The following is a 22265-nucleotide window of genomic DNA, read 5'->3' on the forward strand; positions in this document are numbered from 1 at the left end:
CTGGAGTGGGTGAGATGGGGCCGGGTCGTGCCGGGTCGTGCCGGGTCGTGCGGGGAGGGGCCGGTCGGGTCGCCCGACCGGCCCCGATGGGGTCAGCCCTCGAGGGTGCTCTCGAGATCGACGACCATGCTGTTCCACGTGTCGACGGGGTCGGCGCCGGAGATGATCTGCGACTCCGCGGAGTTCCAGAGGTCCCAGACGGAACCCATCTCGGGGATGCTCGGCATCGGCACGCCGTTCTGGGCCGAGGCGAGGAATCCTGCCGTGATCGGGTCGGACGCGGCCTCCTCGGCGACGGTCGAGTAGGCGGGGATGCGCGGGTCCGCTTCGTAGAGGGCGCGCTGGGCGTCCTCCTGGCCGAGGAAGTTGACGAGGAACTCGGTCGCGAGCAGCTCGTTCTCGCTCTGCGAGCTCAGGTAGAAGCCCTGCACTCCGACGAACGGAGCGGCGGTCTCGCCACCGGCCGAGGGGATCGGGTTGACCGCGAGCTCGAGGTCGGGGAACTCGTTGACGACCCACGGCCCCTGCACGGTGTACGGGGTCTCGCCCGAGCGGAAGAGCTCGAGGTTGATGTCGTAGTCGATTGTGGTCGAGAGGTAGCCGGTTCCGTCGGAGCCGTTCTCGGAGAGCCACTGAGCGAAGGCTTCACCCTCCGCGCCGCCCATGCCGACCTCGGTCGTGTACGACCCGGTGTCGTCTTGCACGAAGACGGGAGCGCCGAAGGAGGTCTGCAGGCCGTACATCGTGTAGCCGTCACCCGTCTCGCCCGCGGTGTTGATCACGAACGGGCGCTCGGCGCCCGACTCGAGGCCGCGCTCGACGAGGTCGTCCCAATCGGTGGGGGCTTCGTCGCCGACGAGGTCGACGTTCTGCAGCAGCGCGACGGTCTCGAGCGAGTAGGGCAGGGCGTAGAGCTGGCCGTCGTAGGTCATGGCCTCGAGCGCGACGGGCTCGAACTCGGATGCCGCGTCGCCGAGGTCGATCGTGTTGACGACGCCCGCGGTCACGAGCGCTCCGAGCCAGTCGTGCGCACCGACGGTGATGTCGGGTCCCTCGCCCGTGGGCACTTGGGCGATGAAATCGTTGCGGAGGTCTTCGAAGTTCTTCTGCACGAGCGTGATGGTCGCGCCCGTCTCCTCCTCGAACGCGTCGGCGGCGGCGCGGATCGCGTCTTCGCGCTCCGCATCCGTCCAGATCACGAGTTCGGCGCCGTCGCCGCTCGCGGTCTCGGTCTCGGTGTCGCCGCCGGAGCAACCGGCGAGCACGAGTGCGGAGGCGATGGCGACCGCACCCATTCCCAGGGTCTTGCGCATGTGCTGTTTCCTTCCAGAGGGGTCGCGCCGTGCCGCCTCTGGGCGGATCGCGGCGATGCGACCGGGGTGAGCTCAGACCGGGTGGTCCGAGCGGATGTCGTGGAGCTGTGGGTCGTGGGGTTTGTGGTGGTGGGGTTGGTGGTGGTCGTGGGGCTCGGGAGGGGAGAGGGTCGTCACGGGCTCCCTTCCGCGGCGACTCGCACGATCGCGACGGCACCCGCCGCGACCTCGATCGCGTCGCGCACGGCGGTGTTCGTCAGGAGTTCGACCGACTCGTCGGTGCGGATGGGCAGCGTCACCTGCGCCGGGGCGTCCGAGTGGTTGATCGCGAAGACGTAGTCGCTGGCGTCGGATCGCCGCGTGACGACCTCGACGCGATCGGCGGGGGAGCCGAGGTGCACGCCCGCCGTCGCATAGACGTCGGCGAACAGTATCCGCATCGCATCGTCGCCGAGTCGCGTGCTCACGTACCAGGCCGTTCCCGCGCCGAAGCGGTTGCGCGTGACGGCGGGCTGGCCCGCGAGGGGGCCGGCGGTGTAGGCGGCGACGACCTCGGCGGTCGTGACCGAGATGTCCTCCTGCCACAGGTCGGCCGCGACCTCGGAGCCGTCGTGCCAGCGGAGCGCGGATGTCGCCCCCTCGCGCTGTGGCAGATGCTCGTCGACGAGGGTGCCGAGCACATCCCGCAGGGGCGCGGCAAACCCGCCCTCGTGCACGACATCGCGTTCGTCGACCACCGCGGAGAAGAAGGAGACGACGAGGGTGCCGCCGCCTTCGACGTAGCGCGTGAGGTTCGCGGCATCCGCGGTGCTCAAGAGATATTGCGCGGGGGCGACGACGAGACGGTAGCCCGAGAGGTCGTGGCCGGGGAGGGCGAAGTCGACGGTCACGTCGTCGCGCCAGAGCCGCTCGTAGTACGAGCGGATGCGTTCGCGGTGGTCGAGGTCGTTCGACGGGCGCCACTCGAGGTCTTGCGCCCAGAACGACGCGAAGTCCCAGAGAACGGCGACGTCGGCTTTCACGCGGGACCCGCGGAGCTCGTCGAGCTTGGGGAGGTCGCCTCCGAGCGCGGCGACCTCGCGCCACACGCGAGAGCGGGTTCCGGCGTGCGGGAGCATCGCCGAGTGGAACTTCTCCGCGCCCGACCGTGATGCGCGCCATTGGAAGAACAGCACGGCGTCGGCGCCGCGAGCGACGTGCGCGAGCGAGTTGCGCGCGAGCTCCCCCGGCCTCTTCGCGTGGTTGCGCGGCTGCCAGTTCACCGCCGAGGTCGAGTGCTCCATGATGATCCACGGCGCACCGCCGCCCACCGAGCGGGAGAGGTCGGCCGCGATCGAGAGGCCGATCTCGCCCTCCTCGTCTGCGGCCCAGAGGTAGTGGTCGTCGGCGACGATGTCGACCTCGCGGCCCCACGCCCAGAGGTCGGTGGTCCACGCCTGGTTGGCCATGAAGTTGGTCGTGATGGGCTGCGCGGCGTGCTCGCGGATGGCGTCGCGCTCGGCGACGTAGCACGCGAGCAACTGGTGGTCGGTGAAGCGAGCGAAGTCGAGGCGCTGCGACGGGTTGACGACCGAGGGGGCGGCGGCGGGAGCACCGACGTGATCCCAGTCGATGTAGTGCTGGCCCCAGAACGCGGTGCCCCACGCGGCGTTGAGCCCGTCGAGGTCGCCGTATTTGTCGCGCAACCAGCTGCGGAACGCCCGCACCGATTGCTCGGAGTAGTCCTCGCCCACGGGAACGCCGTATTCGTTGTGCACGTGCCACATCACGACCGCGGGGTGGTCGCTGTAGCGCTCGGCGAGCGTCGAGGCGATGCGCACGGCCGCCGTGCGATAGGCCTCCGACGACGGCGAGGCCATTCCGCGAGCGCCGAAGCCCATGACCACGCCGTCACGGTTGATGACGCGGGCATCCGGATAGCGCGCGAAGAACCAGGCCGGGGGCGATGCCGTGGGGGTTCCGAGGTCGACCGCGATGCCGTTCGAGTGCAGCAGGTCGAGAAGCTCGTCGAGCCAGGAGAAGTCGAACGTGTTCTCGTCTACCTCGATGAGGGCCCACGAGAAGATGCCCACGCTCACGAGGGTCACTCCACCCTCCCGCATGAGGGCGACATCCTCGGTCCACGTCTCCCGCGACCACTGCTCGGGGTTGTAGTCGCCTCCGTAGGCGATTCCGCGCACCGCGGGCCACAGGGGGGAGAGGGTCATGACGCTCCGTCGAGTCAAGGGTGTTGAGTGCCGACGCGATGTCGACGAACAGACTGTAACCGTTCACAGTCGGTTCCGTAACCCTAAGCCGAACTGCCGCCGGCGACCGAGAGCGTTACCTAACTGTGACCGGTTACAGGTGGGTCATCGAATTCTGACGGTCCCTCACTCGGACACGGTAGAGTTCCGAGCCGTGGACGAGACCGCGCTCCGGCGCAAGCCGACGATCCGGGACGTCGCTGCCGCGGCAGGCGTCTCGTACGGCACGGTGTCGCGAGTGCTCAACGGCGGACACTGGGTGTCGGCGCCCGCGAGAACCGCCGTCGAAGAGGCCATCGTGTCGACCGGATATACGACCAATCACGCCGCGCGCAGCCTCGCCACCGGCCGGGCAAACTCCCTCGCCTTCCTCCTCACCGAGCCCCAACATCTCCTCTTCGCCGACCCCACGTTCGCCCTCCTGCTGCGCGGGGCCGCCGAGTCGCTCGCGCGACGGTCGATGACGCTCGTGCTGCTCGTCGCGAGCACGCCGGACGAGCGCGCGAACGTCGCCAACTACGTCGCCGCCGGGCACGTCGACGGCGTCATGCTCATCTCGACCCACGAATCCGACCCGCTGCTCGACACCCTCCTGCGCGCGGGCATCCCCACCGTGTGCTGCGGGTTGCCGCTCGGGCACGAGAGCGACGTCGTGGCGGTGTCGGTCGACGAGGAGCGATCCGCGCGCGCCGTCACGCGACACCTCCTCGACCGCGGCCGTCGCCGGGTCGCGACCATCACGGGACCCGCCGACACCCCGGGCGGCCGCTTCCGGCTCGTCGGATACCGCGACGAACTCGGCGAGAGTTTCGATCCCGCCCTCGTCGAGGCGGGTGACTACAGCGTCGAATCGGGAACCGCCGCGATGACGGCACTCCTCGAGCGTGAGCCCGACATCGACGGGGTGTTCGCGGCGAACGACCGCATGGCGGCGGGAGCGCTCGCCGCTCTGCGACGGGCGGGTCGCCGCGTTCCCGAAGATGTCGCGGTCGCCGGTTTCGACGACTCCGGACTCGCTTCGGGCCTCGAACCGCCCCTCACGACCATGCGCCAGCCGTGGGAGCGCATCAGCGAAGAGATGGTCGACCTCCTCCTCGGGCTCATCGCGGGGGAGGACCGCGCGGGCGTCACCCTCCCCACCGAGCTCGTCGTGCGGGAGAGCACGTAGCGCGAGGGGTCGTGCTCGGCGTGTGTGTGTGTGTGTGTGTGTGGGTTTGCGGGCGCGGATGTGGCGCCGGCGGGCCTCCGCCAGGAGCCGACGTGCGGCGCGCCGCGCGTGCATCCGCGTTCCCGGCGTGTCTCGTGTGGAGTCCTACCCCGCGCGCGCGGGAACAGGCGCGGAACGCACCCCGCCCCTGCGCAGGACCGCCCCCACCCCGCACCTCGACCCGGGCGTCCATAGCAACCTCATACGCCGCGCATGTCGCGTTCACCGGTCCCGCCGCAAAGCTCGTCGCGACCGAACACTCGCGACCGAAAGCATCCACCATGAGCCGCATCCCCGAGCCAGACCGCACCCCGCAGGGCCCCGCCTACGAGGGGCGGCTGCTCGATCGAGCGGATGAGGAGGTCGTCGACCAGGGCGCGTCGTTCGACATGCGCACCCTCGTGAGCCGCCGCGGGATGCTGAGCCTGCTCGGGCTGGGGGCGGGCGCGCTCACCCTCGCCGCATGCACGAGCGAGACCGGGTCATCGACAGTGAGCGGGTCGAACGGCGCCTCAGCCGCGACCGCCGAGGGCGAGATCCCCGACGAGACGGCGGGACCGTATCCGGGCGACGGATCGAACGGCCCCGACGTGCTCGAACGGTCGGGCATCGTGCGGAGCGACATCCGCACCAGTCTCGATGGCGGGACGACCGCCGCCGGCGTGCCGATGACCCTCGACCTCACCGTGCTCGACATGGCGAACGGCGACGCGCCATTCGCGGGAGTCGCCGTCTACGTGTGGCAGTGCGACGCGGCCGGGTTGTATTCGATGTACTCGCCGGGGGTGGAGGACGAGACGTACCTCCGCGGTGTGCAAGTGGCCGACGCAGACGGTCTCGTGAGCTTCTCGAGCATCGTTCCGGCGTGCTACTCGGGCCGCTGGCCGCACATCCACTTCGAGGTCTACCCGGATGTCGCAGACATCACCGACTCGACGACCGCCATCTCGACGTCGCAAGTGGCCCTGCCCGACGACGTGAGCCGCGCCGTGTATGCCTCGAGCGAGTACGCCGGGTCGTCGGCCAACCTCGAACAGGTCTCACTCGAGTCGGACAACGTCTTCGGCGACGACGGCGGGCAACTGCAGCTCGCGACCGTGACCGGCGACACCACATCCGGATACCGCGTCTCGCTCACCGTGCGAGTCGACACGTCGACCGCCCCGACGGCCGGCGCTGCGCCGAGCGGCGGGGGAGGGGCCGGAGTCGGGGGTGCCGGGGGTGGCGCTGAAGCGCCTCGCTGAGGTGCGCCGAGTGCGTGCGCCGCGTCACTCGTGCCCCGAGTAGGAGCCAGCATGCGCCACGCCCTGCACGCCTCCGCGGCTCCACCCACAGTGGGATGCGCGCTTGAAGCGTGCGTCGTAGTGTGGGCGTGTGAACATCCGGTCGAACGCAGCCTTCGGGCGTCTGGGGGTTGTCGGCGAGCTCTTCGCCGGCATCAGGTAGCCGCCCCTCTGCCGGTCCGGCGCGCGGTGTCGTCCGTCGTCGACCGGCGCAGCACCAACCCCACACTCCACACCTCCGCTCGGCAGCGTTCGCCGTAGCGCGACCGGATTGCCTCGCCTCCGTTCGAGCCGCCCGGTCCGTTCAGTCGATCCAGACGTCCAGACATGCAGACCGTCCGGACCGCGCCGACCGCCGCCGAGCCCTCACGATTGGTTCACCTCATGCTCCCCCTCACCGACAGGGCCGTGCGCGCCTCGTTCATCAACGCGTCCCGCAAGGAGACGACCGACATCACTCTCCCCACCGATTTCGACGACCTCGATTGGGGGTCGCTCGACTTCCTCGGGTGGCGCGACCCGAGGCAGCCGCGCCGCGCCTACGCGGTCATCCCGACGCTCGACGGCGACCCCGTCGGCATCCTGTTCAAGCAGGCTGAGGCCTCGCCACGCTCGCGCGCCCAGTGCTCCTGGTGTCAGGATGTGCGGTTGCCGAACGATGTGGTCTTCTACAGCGCGAAGCGGCCCGGGCCGGCCGGGCGCAACGGCAACACGGTCGGAACACTCGTGTGCCAGGAGTTCCAGTGCTCCGCCAACGTGCGCAAAGATCCGCCGCTCGCCTACGAGGGGTTCGACCTCGCGGCCGCGCGCCTCCAGCGCATCCACGACTTGCGCATCCGCACGGCGAGCTTCGCGGCGACGCTCGGGGGCGGAGCGTGAGGCGCGGCGCCGCCGTCGTCGCGATGGCGTCGGCGGCGCTCGTCTCGGTCGCGCTCTCGGGGTGCGGCACGACGTCGGAAGCCTCGAGCTCGAGTGCGGCCCCGACGCCGAGCCCGTCGACATCCGCGGCTCCCGCTGTCGTCGACGCGAGCGCGGAGTTCGAGGAGCTCGAGGCACGGTTCGACGCGCGGCTCGGCGTGATGGCGATCCAGATCGGTTCGCTCGGCGCTGCACCCGACCCCGAGAACGGGTCGGGCAGCGACGCGACGGGCGGCATCGTCGAGTGGCGTGCCGACGAGCGTTTCGCCTACGCGTCGACGATCAAGGCGCTCGCCGCGGGAGCCGCCCTCGACCTGCTCGGCGTCGACGGGACGCAGGCGACCGTGACGGTCTCGGCCGACGACCTCGTGACGTATTCGCCCGTGGTCGAGACCCGTGTCGGCGGGAGCATGACTCTCGCGGATGTCGCCGACGCCGCGCTCACCGTGAGCGACAACACGGCGGGCAACTACCTCTTCGACGCCGTCGGTGGGCCCGACGAGCTCGATCGTCTGCTCGCCGAGGCGGGAGGCGAGGCCACAACCGTGTCGCGCATCGAGCCCGAGCTCAATGAGGCGACTCCGGGCGACGATCGCGACACGAGCACGCCCCGCGCCATGGCCGACACCCTGCGCGAATACGTGCTCGGAGACATCCTGCCTGCGGCCGAACGAGCACAGCTCGTGGGCTGGATGACGGCGACCGAGACGGGTGACACCCTCGTGCGGGCCGACCTGCCGAGCGAGTGGGTTGTGGGCGACAAGTCGGGTTCGGGTGGCTACGGCACGCGCAACGACATCGCGGTGGTGTGGCCGACGGATGGCGCGCCGATCGTCATCGCGGTCATGTCGAGCCGGGGCGCAGCGGACGCCGCGCGCGACGACCGCCTCATCGCCGAAGCGGCCGCGGTGGCCGTGCATGCCCTCGGCGCGATGGACTGAGGTCGCGGGCGCGCGGGCCGCGCGCTGCGCGCGGCCCGGGCCGCCGACATCCGCTCACCCTTCTTGCATCCGCCGCCCATCTGTGGCCGGCGGATGCAAATTGGCGCGGCGGAACCGCGGGCGGGCGTGAGTGCGCTCCGGCACCGAGCGCGACAGAATCTTTTCGTGACCTCACCAGCACTAGCGCCAGCGCCAGCTCCGTCTGCGGTTCCCCCCTCGATCGAGCCGCGCGTCGTCGCCGTCGCACGCGACGACGACCACCGCTTCAGCAAACCCGTCGCTGACGCGATCACCCTCGTGGAGGGCATCGGCGTAGAGGGTGACGCGCACGCCGGCCCGACAGTGCAGCACCGCTCGCGAGTCGCACGCGACCCCTCCGTCGAGAACCTCCGGCAGGTGCACCTCATCCACTCCGAGCTTTTCGACACACTCGCCGAGGCCGGTTTCGATGTCGGCCCGGGGCAGCTGGGGGAGAACCTCACAACGGTCGGCGTCGACCTCCTCGGGCTGCCGACCGGTGCGATCCTGCGCCTGGGGTCGGATGCCGTCATCCGCGTGACCGGGCTGCGAAACCCGTGTCAGCAGATCAACGGGTTCCAGCCCGGCCTGCTCGCCGAGGTGGTGGGGCGGGGCGCCGACGGCACCGTCGTGCGCCGGGCGGGCGTGATGGCCGTGGTGCTCACGGGTGGCGTCGTGCGCGCGGGTGACAGCATCCGTGTGGAGTTGCCCGAGGGGGAGAGGCTGCCGCTCGCGCCCGTGTGAGCCGACCCACGCTGACTGTGCCCGGCGGATGAGGCACGGATGTCGTCGACGGGAAGTGGTGGCTTCCCGGTGCCCGCCCGCCGCCCGGTGCCCACCATCCGCCGCCCGTTTCGGCATCCGCGCCGCAAAGATGGGCTGCGGATGCCGATACGCCCGGCGCGACGGCGATCGGAGCTCCTAGGCTTGCCCGATGACGAGAACGGATGGCACCGAAAGTTCGGCCCGCTACGCACGGATGTCGCGTGCGACTCGCTGACACCCGCACCGCGACGGAGGTCGTGCTGACGCCGGTCGACTACGAGTTCGCCGAGGTGTCGGGTGATGACTGGGACGACAACTGGCTCGTCGTCGAGGGGCGCGTGGTGACGGCATCCGCGTCGTGGACGTTTCGAGATCCGTCGCTTTTGGTGACGGAAGCAGAGGCGCTGCACGACTGGTTGACTCGCGTGGTCGATCGGGTTGAGGCCCCCATGGTCGTCGCGCCGCCGGCCCTCCCGACGCTCACGTTCGTCGAACCGAATCTCGCGTTCGGGGTCGTCGGTTATGCCGGGGGCGCGGTGACGATCCGCGTCTTTCTCGACCAGGAGGCCGCACCACCGCAGGGGCCTGCCGAGCGTGACACGGCCACCGCGACCGTCGACGTCACGGTCGATCTCGCGGCGCTCGCCGACGCCGCGGCCGAATGGCGCGGCGAGATCGACCGGTTTCCCGAGCGCCGTTGAAGCGGAGTGGAGCTGAGCGTGGTGCGCCTCACCGGCCGCCGGTCGAGGACGGTGACCGTGGGCGTCCTGCGCGAGCATTCAGGCGTCGACGGTGATCGCCGGCACAACACCCTCGAGCTTCGGCGCGAGGCCGATGTCGACGACGACAACTCGACCGGCGTAGCGCGATCCGGGCGGGAGGAGCAGTCCGGCCTTGATCGCGCCGAACGTGACCGTGACGTCTGCGGGAAGGACCGCAGAATCCGGCACGGCACCGTCGTCTGGCGAGACGCCGCTCGGAAGGTCGACGGCGACGATCGCGGGGCGGTCTGGTGCCTCGAGCGGGGGCAGAAGAGCGACGACGAGGTCTCGGGCTCGTCCGCGAAGCGCGGCCTTGTCTGCGGCGCCGCTTCCCGTTCCGAGGATGCCGTCGACGATGACGTCGCTCGTCGACGAGAGGCCCGCGATCTCGTCTGCGCTGACGCCGCGCCGCATCCCGACCCCCGCCGACGTCGCGGCCTCGAGGGCCTCAGCGTGCACGCCGTCTGCTGTGGCGACTGCCGTCACGGCGATGCCGCTCGCGGCGAGCTCCGCCGCAGCGAAAAGGGCGTCACCGCCGTTGTTCCCCGAGCCGACGAGCATGAGAATGCGCACGGTGTCGTCGCCCCCTCGAATCGGGCGCGAGGCGAGTGTCGCCCGGATCTCGGCGGCGAGCCCGGCCGCTGCCCGGCGCATGAGCGGCATTCCGGCCGCGAGCAATGGCTCCTCGGCTCGGCGTACTTGCGCTGCGGTGTAACCGTGACGAGTCATGGCCGCCATCCCATCACGCTTGCTGACTCTGCGGCCACCCGGTGGAGCGAGATCGACCGGTTCTGGCGTGGCGCGCCGGCCCGCGTCATCCGCTGTCCGAGAGCGATTATTCTTCGCCTGTGGCCACGGAGAAGCGAGTACCCCCGCCGGGACGAGATCGGAGCACGCCTCCGGGAGGTTTCATGGCGGGCAGCTTCGCCTTCCGTCGCGCGGTTCTCAGGCGCACTCTTCCCCAGGATGCCGACTGGCTCGTGTGGGACCCGATGATCGTCCAACAGCAAGCGGCATTGAAGTTCGCACCGATTTCCTCGCTCCTGTGCGTCGGCGTGGTGATCTACTTCGGTGTCACCGAGGGTCTCGTTTTCTGGACCGGTGATGCGATGTCAGCGGGTGGGGCGATTTTTCTCCTCGTCATGGCCGTCTTCCTGCTCGTAAACGCCCGCGACCGGCGCGTAGGTCTGCGAGCGCTGAGAGAGCAACTGGACGCGAGGCGAGACAGCGGGGCACCCCCGGCACGCGGGCCACTCGAGTGAGCAATTATTCTCTTCCCATGAAGACGCGACCAGCGCATCGGCTCACGGCGCATGAGCGAAGGTCGGTGGCGCTCTCCGCTGTCTACAGCGGAACGTTCTTCGGGGTGGTCAACACGCTCGTCTCCCAGCTCCTGATCGAGCCGTTGCCCCTCCACGTCGGGCTCGTCCAAGGGGTGCTGACGGGCGTCTTCTTCGGCGCTTTCATGGGAGGCGTCATGGCCTTCAACCTCAAACGGGCGGGCGGGCACGCCGGGTCGGCCGCGGTGATGGGCGCGCTCAGGACGCGCACGCTGTCGGATGTTCTCGATCCGCAGACCTGGGACCTGCTTCTGTCACGACAAGAGAGGTCGCTGATACTCGCGCGCCTGTATGCGGCGTTCTTTGTGGTCGCCAGCATTCTCATCGCCGTCATTGCCGCCACGGGAGAGCCGTCGAGATACGAGCCGTTCCTGTGGGGTGGTGCCGGGCTGATGTTCGCGCTCGCGATCGTGACCGTTCTCGAGGCCCGCGTTCGTCGAGCGAAGGTTCGAGGCCTTCGCGAGCAACTGGCGACCGGCTAGCGCTGGATACGGCGAGGAGCGGATCGGCGAACGCGACGCTCGCTGAGGTGAGTTGCACCGGCCTGTTGACGCGCCGCGTGCCGCTCGGTACCGTTCCCGCATGATGAGCATCGGCGCACATTCACGCTGCCGGAGTCGTCGGTGAGCGCCGTCATCCCGGCCGACGCCGTGCGAGTCCCCGGCACCCGCACACTCCGGTTCGAGGGCGAGGATCACGGCTCCGAGGTGAGCTTCTTCCTCGTCACCAACGACCCCGGGCAGGGTCCCGACCTCCACCGCCACCCCTACACCGAGACCTGGTCGGTGCTCGAGGGGGAGGCCACGATCCGTCTGGGCGATGACATCGTCGTCGCACACCAGGGCGACAGTGCGGTCGTGCAGGCCGACACCTGGCACGGCTTCACCAACACCGGCAGCGGCATCCTCCGCATCATGTGCATCCACGCTTCGCCCCGCATGGTGCAGGAGGACCGGATGCCGAGCGCCCCGCCAACCGAGGAGTGACATGTCGACCGTTCGAAGCATCTATCCCGTGCTCGCCGTGAGCGACCCGGCCGAGGCTGCCGCGTTCTTCACAATCCATTTCGAGTTCGTGGAGACGTTCGCGGCCCACTGGTACGTGAGCTTGCGGCGCGACGCCCATGAGCTCGCCTTCGTTTCCCACGACCACCCGACGATCCCCGCGGGGTTCGGCACAGCCGTCTCGGGCGTTCTGCTCAACATCGAGGTCGACGACGCGACGGCGGAGTACGCGCGTCTCGTCACGGATGCGGGCCTGCCGTGCCGCCTCGATCTCCGCGACGAGTCATTCGGCCAGAGGCACTTCATCGTCGAGGGGCCCGACCGCATCCTCGTCGACGTGATCGAGGAGATCGCACCGTCGGCCGACTTCGCGAGTGCTTTCAGCGGCTGAAACGAGGCGGGGCGTCTGGAGCGGGAGCCGGCGCGCTCGCTGCTCGTTTCGGCATCCGCCGCCCAGAAATGGCGGGCGGATGCCGAAATGGGCGGCGGATGTGGCGTGGGTCGGGCGCGTGCGCGCCGCGCGCCCGCCGCGCCCGCACCGCCCGCCCCCACCCCGCTCAGTCGTCGTCGCGTCGCCGCGCCGCCCGCGCGATCGCGCCGATCACGCCCGCGGCGACGAGCACCGCGCCGAGCCCGACGACGGCCCAGACCACCACTTCGCCCGTGACGAAGTCGGGTTCGAGGGTCGTCACGACGAAGGTGAGGGCGGCGACGACGAAGAGGATGAGCCCCCACACGACGGTTCCCGCCCGCATCGTGCGCTCGGGGGCCGCGTCCGAGGTGAGGAGCGAGGTGGGGTACTGCTGGGTGGGTGCGGTGCGCGGGTCAGTCATTGCCGTTTCCTTCTGTCGGTGTCGTGTCGAGGTCGCGGATGATGACGACCTCGCCCGCGCCCAGGGTCACGGTGAGGTCGATCGACCGGTCTGCGGGGCTCTGGTCGGCGGTGCGTTCGGCCCCGTAGGCGGTCGAGATGTGGCGCAATACCCCGCGGTCTTCGAACCCGAGGGTGCTGGCGCCGTTCCCGATGCCGGAGGTGGAGCCGGGGGCCGCCTCGATCTCGCCGGCGAGCACCGTCGCCTCGACCGTCGCGCGCTCGTCGGCGGGCAGCAGCACAGTGACCGTGCCCGCCCCGATGACGAGGTTCACTTCTGAGGGGTCGGCGCCGAATCGCGACGGCGCGTTCGCCGCGCCATCCGCGTAGAACTCCCGCAGGTCGACGGTCACGTCGCCCGCCGCTACGACGATGTCGTTCGGATTCTGGCCCGCGGCCGCGGAAGATGCGGAGGGCGTGTAGGTCATCTGGCCGACGACGTCCACCCTCGGGTTGTCGGGCACGAGCCCCGTGATGATCAGGGAGGTGAGCACCACGATCGCGACACCGGATGCCCCACCGGAGCGCTTGCCGATCACCCCGTTGATGATGATGCCGACCGCGAGCACGGCGAGGGTGACGCTCAGGGCGGGGAGCACCGCCGACGCGGTGTCGCTGCCGGCGCGCACGGCGATGAAGCTGAGGCCCCCGGCGATGAGAGACAAGCCGATGACGACGAAGGAGAAGAGCGGGTTCGACCGGGTGCGGGCGTTCTCCGCACGTTCGACTGCGGCGCGCTCCGCTCGTTCGGCGCGAGCCCGAGCCTGCGCGGCTTGCGAGGCCGCGTGACGCTCGGCCTGCTGCTGTCGACGGAACGCGTCGTTCTGGGCGGCGAAGAGTGCCTGGTGTTCGCGCCACGCGGCGAATTCCTCCGCGGACGCGTCGCGCGGTGGGGCGGGTGGAGCTGTGGGTGGCGTGCCCGCCGTCGTGGTCGGCGCTGTGCCCGCGGCTGCGCCACCTGCCGTGCCCGCAGCCGCGCTCGTCGCGAAGGATGCCTCCGCGCCGGATGTCGGCGTCGCGGCCGCCGGGCCGTCGTGGGGCGCGCTGTATGTGCCATCCGGCCACCCCGGAGCGTTGCCGGGCTGCGAGCTCGAGCGCCGGGCGACGAGCACGATGAGGGTCACGATGAGGCCGAGCACGACGATCGTCCAGAGGGCTCGGCCGAACGAGTCGCCCCAGTACGGCTCGCCCTGCCAGACCGAGCCGATGGCCCAGAAGCCCTGGCTCACGGGGAGCATCGAGAGGAGGAGGAGGGTTCCGATTCCGGCGATCGGCGATTCGATGCGACCGCGGAACACCTGCTCGAGGTGGATCTTGTCCGAGCCGTCGGGCAGCAGCAGCCAGGCCGCGGCGTAGAGCAGCAGCGCGGGCCCGCCGAGCACCGCGAGCACGACGACGATGCCGCGCACGATGATCGGGTCGATGCCGAGCCTCTCGGCGATGCCCGCGCATACCCCGCCGATCCAGCCGGGGCGTCGCGGGAGGTCGAGTCCCCGCATCCAGTCGAAGAAGCGGTTCGTGCCGGCGAGGGGCGGGGTGTCAGGAGCGGGCGGCGGGGTCTCGGTGGTCGAGTCGCCGGGGGTGTCGGTAGCCATGATCCGATGATGGCCGCGATGAAGCCTCGGCGGCCATGGGGGATGACCCCCATCGCACCCTGATCTTCTCACTGGGGGTGCGCTGCCGCCGACGCCCTCTGGTTGGATGACGGGGTGACGACACCCCACCACCGGCCGCCTCTCGCGCGGCCACGCCGTGTCATTCTCGGCGGGGTGTGCGAGGCGCTGTCGATGCACCTCGGTTTCTCGGTGCGCGCCGTGCGTGTCGCCATGATCGTGCTCACCGTGGCGGGTGGCGGCGGAGCGTTGCTCTACCTCTGGCTGTGGGCGCTCGTTCCCCTCGAGCCGGCCCACGCGACCCCGGACTCGGATGTCGACGACACCGCCGTGACGCGTCGCGCCCCCGTCGCGGCGTTGCTCGTGGCGGTCGCGGCGGTCGCCTCGCTCGTGGCGTTCGAGTCGTTCGCGGCCGCGGAGGGCCGCGCGTCGCTCGCGCTCCTCGTCGTCACGGGTGCCGCCGGCACCGCCGTCGGATGGAGCCTCTACTTCGACCGCCACGACCCCGGCCGGTCGCCGCGCTACGGCACGATCGTGCGCATCGCGTCGGCGGGCTTGCTGTTCGTGGCGGGGGCGGTGGCGCTCGCGAGCCGCCCCAACGCGGTCAACGCCGTGCTCGGGGTCGGCCTCGTGGTGCTCGCGGTCGCCGTGATCGCCGCGCCCCGCGTCGTCACCCTCTGGACGGAGCTCATGCTCGAGCGCTCGGCGCGTGTGCGCGAGGAGCAGCGCGCCGAGATCGCGGCCCACCTGCACGACTCCGTGCTGCAGACTCTCGCCCTCATCCAGAACCGGGCGGGTGCCTCGAGCGAGGTCGCGCGCATCGCGCGGGCGCAAGAACGGGAGCTGCGCGATTGGCTGTTCGCCGCGGAGGAACCCGCCGCGGGCGACCTCGCGACCGAGCTGCGGCGGGTCGCGGCATCCGTCGAACTCGACTTTCCGGTGCGCATCGACGTCGTCTCGGCCGGGGCCTCCGACGAGCCGGCGTCGGCCCCGCTTCTCGCTGCGGCCCGCGAGGCGATGCTCAACGCGGCGAGGCACGCGGGCGGCGACGTCTCGGTCTACCTCGAGACCCTGCCAGGCTCGACCGACGTGTTCGTGCGCGACCGCGGGCCGGGGGTCGACCTCGATGCCCTGCCCGCAGACCGGCTCGGCATCCGGGAGTCGATCATCGGGCGGATGTCGCGTGCCGGCGGTTCGGCCACGGTGCGCCCCGGTGCGGGCGGCGCGGGCACCGAAGTACATTTGCGTTTGGAGGCTCCCCGTGATTGATGTGCTCATCGTCGACGACCACTCGATTTTCCGCTCCGGTCTGCGCAGCGACCTCGACGCGTCGCTCAATGTCGTGGCGGAGGCCGCGACGGTCGATGAGGCGGTCACGCTCATCGCCGAGCATCGGCCGCGCGTCGTGCTGCTCGACGTGCACCTCCCGGGCGGGGCGGGCGGCGGGGGCGCCGAAGTGCTCCGGCGGTCGAGTGCTCTGCTCGGCGAGGTGCGGTTTCTGGCCCTGAGTGTCTCGGACTCCGCCGAAGACGTCGTCGGGGTCATCCGGGCGGGAGCTCGCGGCTACATCACCAAGGGCAGCTCGGGCGAGGAGGTCTCACGCGCCGTCGCCGCGGTGGCCGGGGGAGACGCCGTGTTCTCGCCGCGCCTCGCCGGGTTCGTGCTCGACGCGTTCGGTGCCGTCGCGGGCGAGCAGGCCGAGACGAGCGACGAGCTCGACCGCCTCTCGGCTCGCGAGCAGGAGGTGATGCGCCTCATCGCCCGCGGATACTCCTACCGCGAGGTCGCGACCGACCTGTTCATCTCGGTGAAGACCGTGGAGTCGCACGTCTCGGCGGTGCTGCGCAAACTGCAGCTCTCGTCACGCCACGAACTCACGGCGTGGGCGTTGGAGCGAAAGCTGCTGTAGCGCGACCCGCTCAGCGCAGCCGCCGCATCATCTCGAGGGTGCGGCCCTCGGCGAAGCCGATCGGGCGCGAGCGACCGGTCGGGGTGAAACCGTGCCGCTCATAGAACCGTTTCGCGGGTGCGCCGTTCTCGTCGACCCACAGTCGCAGCACGTCGCCGCGCTCGGTCGCCCACGCCACGATCCGATCGAGGAGCGCGTCGGCGACACCGCGCTCGCGACCGCGGAAGTCGGGCGTGACATAGACCCCGGTGAGGATGAGCTCGGGCCCGTCGTGATCGCCGGTCTGCGCGCTCATCATGCCGATCCACCGCCCCGTGGCTGTCTCGATGGCCACGATGCTGGTCGCGTCATCGGCCTGGCCTCGGCGGGCGCGCATCCGCCAGTCGTCCTCAGTCATGGCGAGAGTCGTCTCGAGGGTCGCGCCGTAGGAGACCGGGTTGTCGGTCGCGTTCTCGACGCGCAGTTCGCGCACGCGCGGCCAATCGTCTTCGGTGGTGGTGCGGATGGTGACGTCAGCGAGGGGCACGACGACACCGTAGTGGGCCCCGGGGGAAGTCGAGTGTCGCGAGGTGCGCGCGGGTGGGAGGGGGGCGGTGCGGGTTGAGGCCGCATCGTGGTCGCAAAACGCTGTTTCGACCAACACTGGACCACCGTTTGCGACGGCGATCGCGAAAATTGCACGCGTCCGACGGCCCCGCCGGTGGTTGCCTCTGAGCTCGCCTCTGCGCGGGCACCTAGGCTGAGAGGGATGTTCAGTTTCATCGTCGCGTTTATCTAAGGTCCTGCGACCCGCCCCTCGCAGCTCCCAGCACCGGCCCGGGCGGGCTCGAGCGCGCCATCGTAGCGCGCTGACCCTGCTGGTCTTTGTCCTCCGCTCGTCTGACGCGAGTGTCGAGACGCTACCTTTCGGAGCCCACGATGTCTGATCGATCCATATCCGCCCGACAACCACCAGAGCAGCCCCCGACCTATCGGGCTGTGGCGCGAGCTCCGGGAATGCTCCGGGCATTCGCGCCGAGCATCCTCGGGCGACTGTCGCTCGCGACCTCCGGTCTTGCGCTGGTCCTGCTGCTCGAGCAGAGCATTGGCTCGTTCGCCGTGGCGGGGGCAGCGACAGCGATTCTCGGGGTGGCCAACGTGCTGGCCACACCGGTGCGCGCACGTCTCATCGACCGCCGCGGGCAGACGGCCATGATGCTCGTTCTCGGCCTCACGCATGCCGTCACCCTTGTCGCGCTCGGGCTGCTCGCAGTGGTCGAGAACGGTGCGAACGGGCATTTCCCTGTGAGACTCAGCACGGATCATTTTCTACCCCTCCTCTTCGGAGTGAGCGCGCTCGCCGGCGCGACCTCGCCCCCGTTCGGCGCAACTATGCGAGTGCTCTGGTCGACGGCGCTGCCGGCGGGTGGATGGCGCACGCGCGCGTTCAGTCTCGACGCGGTCGCCGAGGAGCTCACCTTCGCTCTCGGACCGCTTCTGGCCGCAGCGCTGGTAGTCGCCGTGAACCCCTTCGCGGCTCTCGCGGTTTCGGGAGCGTGCGTCGCAGTCGCGGGTGTCCTCTTCGTGACGAGCCCGAGGTCCCGAGCCGAGCGCGGCTCAGCGCGGTGTGGCTCGGGGCTCAAGGCCGACTCGGCCACCCCGCCGCTCGTGGGCCCGCTGCGGTCGCGCGGCTTCCTTCTCGTCGTGGTCACGATGCTCGCCCCGGGCGTCGTGCTTGGCGCGATCGAACTCGCGGCGCCTGCAACAGCCGCTGAGGAGTCGAGCACGCTGTTCGCCGGGGTGCTGCTCGCGGCGTTCGCGGGCGCGAGCGCCCTCGGCGGGCTCGTCTACGGGAGACTTCGGTTGCGAACATCCCTCACGCGGCAGTTGCTCGTCGGCACGGTAGCGCTCGTTTGTGTCACGGTCGCGGCGGGCGTCATCGGCGGATCGCTGGCGGCCCTTGTCGGGTTCACGCTCAGCGGACTCTGCCTCGCCCCGCTGCTCATCGCCGGTTACCTCGTAGCCGATGAGCGCACCGACAATCGCGTGCGCACGGAGGCCAGTAGCTGGATCAACACGACCGTCAACCTCGGTGCCGCATTGGGCGCTGTCGCATACGGCGCGTTGACGGAGGTGACGAGCGCCGGATCTGCGCTCGCGCTCACGGGACTCGGCGCTGCCGTCATCATCGTGTCGTGTGCGCCGCTTCTGTTGCGCAGATCTTGCTAGCGGCGCGAGACCGGGCCACGCTTCACTAGTGACGGCCCGACATCACGAAGGAGCGCGCCCGATGGCATCGAATGAGAAAACCAGCGACACCACCCAGGCAGACGACACCGCAAACACCGAGTCGGGGTTCAGCGATGTCGAGCTCGCCGCGATGAAACAGCGCGCGGCCGAACTGCGCGAGCAGGCAAAGGGCGGCACCGGGTCGGCGAAGAAGCAGCGCGAAGCCCAGGCGTGCGTCGACGCCATCGAGGGGCTCGAGGGGTCGGATCGGGCCATCGCCGAGCGGTTGCACGCCATCGTCACGGAGGTGGCGCCGCACCTCGACCCCAAGACCTGGTACGGCTTCCCGTCGTACGCCCGCGACGGCAAGGTCGTGGTCTTCTTCCAACCGAAGTCGAAGTTCGACACGCGCTACGGATCCATCGGGTTCAACGAAGAAGCCCTCCTCGACGAGGGCGTCTTCTGGCCCACGTCGTTCGCCGTGCTCGAGGTGACCGACGCCGTCGAGGCGCAGTTGCGCGAGCTCGTCACCAAGGCTGCCGGCTGAGCGCCGGTCATCCACCGAGACAGGAGAGGTCGCTCGTATGAGAGCGAATGACGGGATGCGCTCTCGTCGAGTTCGACGACGTGGAGGTGACCGCGGGCGCGGAGCCCGGCGGTGACGTGGCAGTCGTGACGTGGTCGGCCCCGTCGGCGTCGGGCGACAGCATCCGTAAGATGGCAAACCGCTTGACGCGGTAGAACCCCTACGACCACGAAGGACACCAGAATGGCCGACTTTATCTCCCGCGCGAATGATCAGCCGAGCGGACGATCCTTCCCCTGGATATCCGATGGGATGGCATTCGGAGGCGACTACAGCCCGGAGCAATGGTCCGAGGATGTCTGGACGGATGATGTCGCGCTAATGCGGCGAGCCGGTGTCAACTCCGTCAACCTCGGCGTTTTCTCCTGGGGGCTTCTCGAGGTGGCTGACGGTGTCTTCGAGTGGGGCTGGCTCGATCGCATCCTCGATCTGCTGCATGAGGGTGGGATCGGCGTGAACCTCGCGACACCGACTGCTGCTCCGCCCATCTGGCTGCTGCGGGCACATCCCGAGATCGCAACTGTCGACGAGCGCGGGGTGCGCACGAGCCAGGGCGGTCGTCTGGCATGGTCGCCGAGCTCCGCGACGTTCCGACGCTATGCACTCCGGATGGTCCGGGCGCTCGCGGAGCGGTACGGAGAGCACCCCGCACTCAGGCTCTGGCACGTGAGTAATGAGCTCGGTAATGAAAACGCGCGCTGCCATAGTGACGAGACCGCCGTCGCGTGGAGACGCTGGCTCGAGGCGAGGTACACGACGGTCGATGCCGTCAACGACTCATGGGGCTCGGCGTTCTGGGGACACCACTACGCCTCATTCGCCCAGATCGAGCCGCCACGCTTCGCCCGGGGCGGCCACAACCCCGGTCTGCTGCTCGACTTCGAGCGGTTCTCGTCTGACGCGCTGCTCGAGCATTACGTCGCCGAGAGGGATGTGCTTCGCGAGGTGACCCCCGATATCCCGGTCACCACGAATTTCATGATCATGAGCTACACACAGGTCGATGACTACGCCCGGTGGGCGGAGGAGGTCGACGTCGTGGCGAACGACCATTACACGATGTCGGCCGATCCGTTCCGTCACGCCGAGCTGTCGTTCAGTGCCGATCGCACTCGCGGAATCGCGAAGGGCGACCCGTGGTTGCTTATGGAGCATTCGACGAGCGCGGTCAACTGGCAATCGATCAACCGCGCGAAACCGCCGGGGGAGCTGGCCCGCAATAGCCTCGCTCACATCGCCCGGGGTGCCGACGGCGCGCTCTTCTTCCAGTGGCGGATGTCAACGGCCGGTGCCGAGCAGTTCCACTCCGGCGTCGTTCCCCACGCCGGTGCCGACTCGAAGATCTTTCGCGAGGTCGAGGCGCTCGGCGCCACCATGAAGCGTTTAGCGCCCGTGGTCGGGTCGCGTGTTCAGCCCGCACGCGTCGCGATCCTGTTCGATCACGACTCCGCTTCCGCGCTCTCGTTCGGTCGGATGCCGTCAGACCTGGTGGCGCCCCAGGATCTGCCGAAGCGAATGCATCGCGCGTTCACCGCGCGTCACATCGCGGTCGATGTCGTGCCTTCAACCGCCGATTTGAGCGAATACGCTCTCGTCGTCCTGCCGACGCTCTATGTCGTGTCGAACGCAGCCGCCGACCGCATCGCCGAATTCGCCCAAGGAGGTGGGCACGTTGTCGTCTCGTACTTTTCGGGAATCGTCGACGACACGAATCGGGTTCGGCAGGGAGGGTATCCCGGTGCTTTCCGCGACCTGCTCAAGATTCGGACGGATGAGTTCTTTCCCCTCGTCGAGCACGAGACGGTCGAGCTCGACAACGGATGGGTCGCCGACCTGTGGACAGAATCGCTCGAGCTCCGCGGGGCGACCGCGCTCACGGCATACCGCTCAGGTGAGATGGCCGATGTCCCCGCCATTACGCGTGCGACCGCGGGGTCGGGCACGGCCACATACCTCGCGACGCGCCTCAACGATGCAGCGATGCTGCATTTCGTCGACGAGCTCGCCGAGCTCGCCGAGTTGCCCGTGATCGCCGACGCGGACGCTGGCCTCGAGCTCGTGCGCAGGGTCGGACCCGACACCTCGTTCCTCTTCGCCATCAACCACACGGCGCACTCGTTGACGGTGCGCCAAGGCGGAACAGACCTCATCTCGGGGTCGCGCCACGACGCCTCGGTGGAGGTACCGGCAGGCGGCACGGTCGTCGTCATGAGCTGATGCGTCCAATGCCTGCGCTAAACGGGGGTCGATCCCTGACACACTCCCCGCCCGCGAGACGTTTGTCGAGCCGTTGCGCATATTCGCCGACCGGCAGACAGTGAGGGGATGCGCACCCGACGAGTGACCCCGTGACCGACGCGCGACGCCGCGAACTCGGCGATCGCGACGACCCCGTCGAAGACGAGCTTGCGGAGTCGTTCGACAACACCATCACCGAGGGTGCCGAGCGCTTGCAGCGCACGTGGCGGGGAATACTCATCACGGGGTTCTTCGGTGGGCTCGAGGTCGGCCTCGGTGTCATGGCCTATCTCGCCGTGCTCGATCAGACCGGCGATCACCTGCTCGCGGGTCTCGCGTTCAGCATCGGGCTCGTCGCCCTCATGCTCGCGCACAGCGAGTTGTTCACCGAGAACTTCTTGATGCCCGTGGCGGCGGTCGTCGCGCGCGAGGGCACGGTCGGCCAGCTCGTCAAGCTGTGGGGTGGCACGCTCGTGATGAACCTCGCCGGGGGCTGGGTCTTCATGTGGCTCGTCGTTCAAGCGTTTCCGCAGTGGCACGACACCCTCGTCGAGTCGGCCAGACACTTCACCGATGCCCCGTTCGGCTTGCAGAGCATCGTGCTCGCTATCCTCGGCGGCAGCACGATCACCCTCATGACGCGCATGCAGCAAGGCACCGATTCCGAGGTCGCCAAGATCGTCGCGACAGTCATTGGGGGATTCCTGCTGGCGGGGTTGCAGCTGTTCCACTCGATCCTCGATTCCCTCCTCATCTTCGGCGCCATCCAGTCGGGAGCGTCGATCAGCTTCCTCGACTGGCTCGCCTGGTTCGGCTACACCCTGCTCTTCAACATGATCGGTGGCCTCGTTCTCGTGACGGCCCTGCGGTTGCTGCGCACGAAAGAGCTCTTCCAGCAGAAGGCGGATGCCGAGCGCGGCTGAGCGGGGCCGAGAGGGGCGAGACGACCGGGCGAGCCGCCGTGATGAGTCATCGCCGAAATGTTGTCAAACCGAACAATTCGCTCTAACGTGATGCCAACGCCCTTTTTTTTGAAGCAGAATT

The 22265-nt window shown here is 69.4% G+C and carries 23 protein-coding genes; 17 read left to right on the forward strand and 6 right to left on the reverse strand.

Translation table 11 applies throughout. From position 1 onward, the window contains the following. Positions 1-92: 92 nt before the first annotated feature. Both ACLHIH_RS10345 and ACLHIH_RS10350 read right to left on the reverse strand, forming a co-directional pair. Positions 93-1313, reverse strand: a complete 1221-nt coding sequence (locus tag ACLHIH_RS10345) for an extracellular solute-binding protein (RefSeq protein ID WP_411316715.1) — start codon at positions 1311-1313, stop codon at positions 93-95. A 173-nt stretch (positions 1314-1486) separates the two neighbouring features. Next, on the reverse strand, positions 1487-3520 hold the full coding sequence (locus ACLHIH_RS10350) for a beta-galactosidase (protein WP_411316716.1): 2034 nt from the start codon (positions 3518-3520) through the stop codon (positions 1487-1489). A 193-nt stretch (positions 3521-3713) separates the two neighbouring features. On the opposite strand from ACLHIH_RS10350, the gene ACLHIH_RS10355 reads away from it, so the two are divergent. From ACLHIH_RS10355 to ACLHIH_RS10380, 6 genes are all read left to right on the forward strand, one after another. Then, entirely contained in the window at positions 3714-4727 is a 1014-nt protein-coding gene (locus tag ACLHIH_RS10355) for a LacI family DNA-binding transcriptional regulator (protein WP_411316717.1), read from the forward strand. Between the two features lie 320 nt (positions 4728-5047). Further along, the gene (locus ACLHIH_RS10360; RefSeq protein WP_411316718.1) at positions 5048-6010 is read left to right on the forward strand and encodes an intradiol ring-cleavage dioxygenase; all 963 of its coding nucleotides are present in this window, start codon (positions 5048-5050) and stop codon (positions 6008-6010) included. Positions 6011-6433: 423 nt separating this feature from the next. Beyond that, complete coding sequence (locus ACLHIH_RS10365; protein ID WP_411317284.1) at positions 6434-6928, forward strand: FBP domain-containing protein; 495 nt, start codon at positions 6434-6436, stop codon at positions 6926-6928. Then, on the forward strand, positions 6925-7908 hold the full coding sequence (bla, locus tag ACLHIH_RS10370) for a class A beta-lactamase (RefSeq protein ID WP_411316719.1): 984 nt from the start codon (positions 6925-6927) through the stop codon (positions 7906-7908). Before ACLHIH_RS10365 ends, bla begins: the two co-directional genes overlap by 4 nt. Positions 7909-8127: 219 nt before the next feature. Further along, a complete protein-coding gene (locus ACLHIH_RS10375) occupies positions 8128-8670 on the forward strand; it encodes an MOSC domain-containing protein (protein ID WP_411317285.1) in 543 nt (180 codons plus the stop codon). A gap of 242 nt (positions 8671-8912) precedes the next feature. After that, complete coding sequence (locus tag ACLHIH_RS10380; RefSeq protein WP_411316720.1) at positions 8913-9392, forward strand: hypothetical protein; 480 nt, start codon at positions 8913-8915, stop codon at positions 9390-9392. Positions 9393-9470: 78 nt separating this feature from the next. Here the strand turns inward: ACLHIH_RS10380 and ACLHIH_RS10385 are convergent, their stop codons facing one another. Then, on the reverse strand, positions 9471-10190 hold the full coding sequence (locus ACLHIH_RS10385) for an NAD(P)H-hydrate epimerase (protein WP_411316721.1): 720 nt from the start codon (positions 10188-10190) through the stop codon (positions 9471-9473). Positions 10191-10363: 173 nt separating this feature from the next. Between ACLHIH_RS10385 and ACLHIH_RS10390 the strand changes: the two genes are divergently transcribed. The 4 genes from ACLHIH_RS10390 to ACLHIH_RS10405 all read left to right on the forward strand — a co-directional run bounded on the left by ACLHIH_RS10390 (position 10364) and on the right by ACLHIH_RS10405 (position 12187). Next, entirely contained in the window at positions 10364-10714 is a 351-nt protein-coding gene (locus ACLHIH_RS10390) for a hypothetical protein (protein ID WP_411316722.1), read from the forward strand. Positions 10715-10731: 17 nt separating this feature from the next. Further along, complete coding sequence (locus ACLHIH_RS10395) at positions 10732-11274, forward strand: hypothetical protein (RefSeq protein WP_411316723.1); 543 nt, start codon at positions 10732-10734, stop codon at positions 11272-11274. Positions 11275-11415: 141 nt separating this feature from the next. Next, complete coding sequence (locus ACLHIH_RS10400) at positions 11416-11778, forward strand: cupin domain-containing protein (RefSeq protein WP_411316724.1); 363 nt, start codon at positions 11416-11418, stop codon at positions 11776-11778. Position 11779: 1 nt separating this feature from the next. After that, entirely contained in the window at positions 11780-12187 is a 408-nt protein-coding gene (locus ACLHIH_RS10405; RefSeq protein ID WP_411316725.1) for a VOC family protein, read from the forward strand. 166 nt (positions 12188-12353) lie between these two features. Here the strand turns inward: ACLHIH_RS10405 and ACLHIH_RS10410 are convergent, their stop codons facing one another. Both ACLHIH_RS10410 and ACLHIH_RS10415 read right to left on the reverse strand, forming a co-directional pair. Next, the gene (locus ACLHIH_RS10410; protein ID WP_411316726.1) at positions 12354-12629 is read right to left on the reverse strand and encodes a hypothetical protein; all 276 of its coding nucleotides are present in this window, start codon (positions 12627-12629) and stop codon (positions 12354-12356) included. Next, positions 12622-14262: a PspC domain-containing protein gene (locus tag ACLHIH_RS10415; RefSeq protein WP_411316727.1), complete on the reverse strand. Its 1641-nt coding sequence runs from the start codon at positions 14260-14262 to the stop codon at positions 12622-12624. The genes ACLHIH_RS10410 and ACLHIH_RS10415 overlap by 8 nt, the downstream gene beginning before the upstream one ends. Positions 14263-14376: 114 nt before the next feature. Between ACLHIH_RS10415 and ACLHIH_RS10420 the strand changes: the two genes are divergently transcribed. Beyond that, positions 14377-15549, forward strand: coding sequence for a PspC domain-containing protein (locus tag ACLHIH_RS10420; RefSeq protein WP_411316728.1), 1173 nt, complete (start codon positions 14377-14379; stop codon positions 15547-15549). Continuing rightward, a complete protein-coding gene (locus ACLHIH_RS10425) occupies positions 15542-16189 on the forward strand; it encodes a LuxR C-terminal-related transcriptional regulator (RefSeq protein WP_411316729.1) in 648 nt (215 codons plus the stop codon). The genes ACLHIH_RS10420 and ACLHIH_RS10425 overlap by 8 nt, the downstream gene beginning before the upstream one ends. A gap of 10 nt (positions 16190-16199) precedes the next feature. Here ACLHIH_RS10425 and ACLHIH_RS10430 read toward each other — a convergent pair whose 3' ends face one another. Beyond that, positions 16200-16715: a GNAT family N-acetyltransferase gene (locus ACLHIH_RS10430; RefSeq protein ID WP_411316730.1), complete on the reverse strand. Its 516-nt coding sequence runs from the start codon at positions 16713-16715 to the stop codon at positions 16200-16202. Between the two features lie 470 nt (positions 16716-17185). On the opposite strand from ACLHIH_RS10430, the gene ACLHIH_RS10435 reads away from it, so the two are divergent. The 5 genes from ACLHIH_RS10435 to ACLHIH_RS10455 all read left to right on the forward strand — a co-directional run bounded on the left by ACLHIH_RS10435 (position 17186) and on the right by ACLHIH_RS10455 (position 22144). Further along, positions 17186-18397: an MFS transporter gene (locus tag ACLHIH_RS10435; protein WP_411316731.1), complete on the forward strand. Its 1212-nt coding sequence runs from the start codon at positions 17186-17188 to the stop codon at positions 18395-18397. A 61-nt stretch (positions 18398-18458) separates the two neighbouring features. Further along, positions 18459-18944 carry an iron chaperone gene (locus tag ACLHIH_RS10440; protein ID WP_411316732.1) on the forward strand — a complete coding sequence of 162 codons (486 nt, stop codon included), beginning with the start codon at positions 18459-18461 and terminating at the stop codon, positions 18942-18944. A gap of 47 nt (positions 18945-18991) precedes the next feature. After that, positions 18992-19138, forward strand: coding sequence for a hypothetical protein (locus ACLHIH_RS10445; RefSeq protein ID WP_411316733.1), 147 nt, complete (start codon positions 18992-18994; stop codon positions 19136-19138). Positions 19139-19235: 97 nt separating this feature from the next. Beyond that, the gene (locus tag ACLHIH_RS10450) at positions 19236-21200 is read left to right on the forward strand and encodes a beta-galactosidase (RefSeq protein WP_411316734.1); all 1965 of its coding nucleotides are present in this window, start codon (positions 19236-19238) and stop codon (positions 21198-21200) included. 131 nt (positions 21201-21331) lie between these two features. Then, the gene (locus tag ACLHIH_RS10455) at positions 21332-22144 is read left to right on the forward strand and encodes a formate/nitrite transporter family protein (RefSeq protein WP_411316736.1); all 813 of its coding nucleotides are present in this window, start codon (positions 21332-21334) and stop codon (positions 22142-22144) included. Positions 22145-22265: the final 121 nt, after the last annotated feature.

The sequence above is a fragment of the Marisediminicola sp. LYQ134 genome (assembly GCF_046599635.1).
In the GTDB taxonomy this organism is placed as follows: domain Bacteria; phylum Actinomycetota; class Actinomycetes; order Actinomycetales; family Microbacteriaceae; genus Marisediminicola.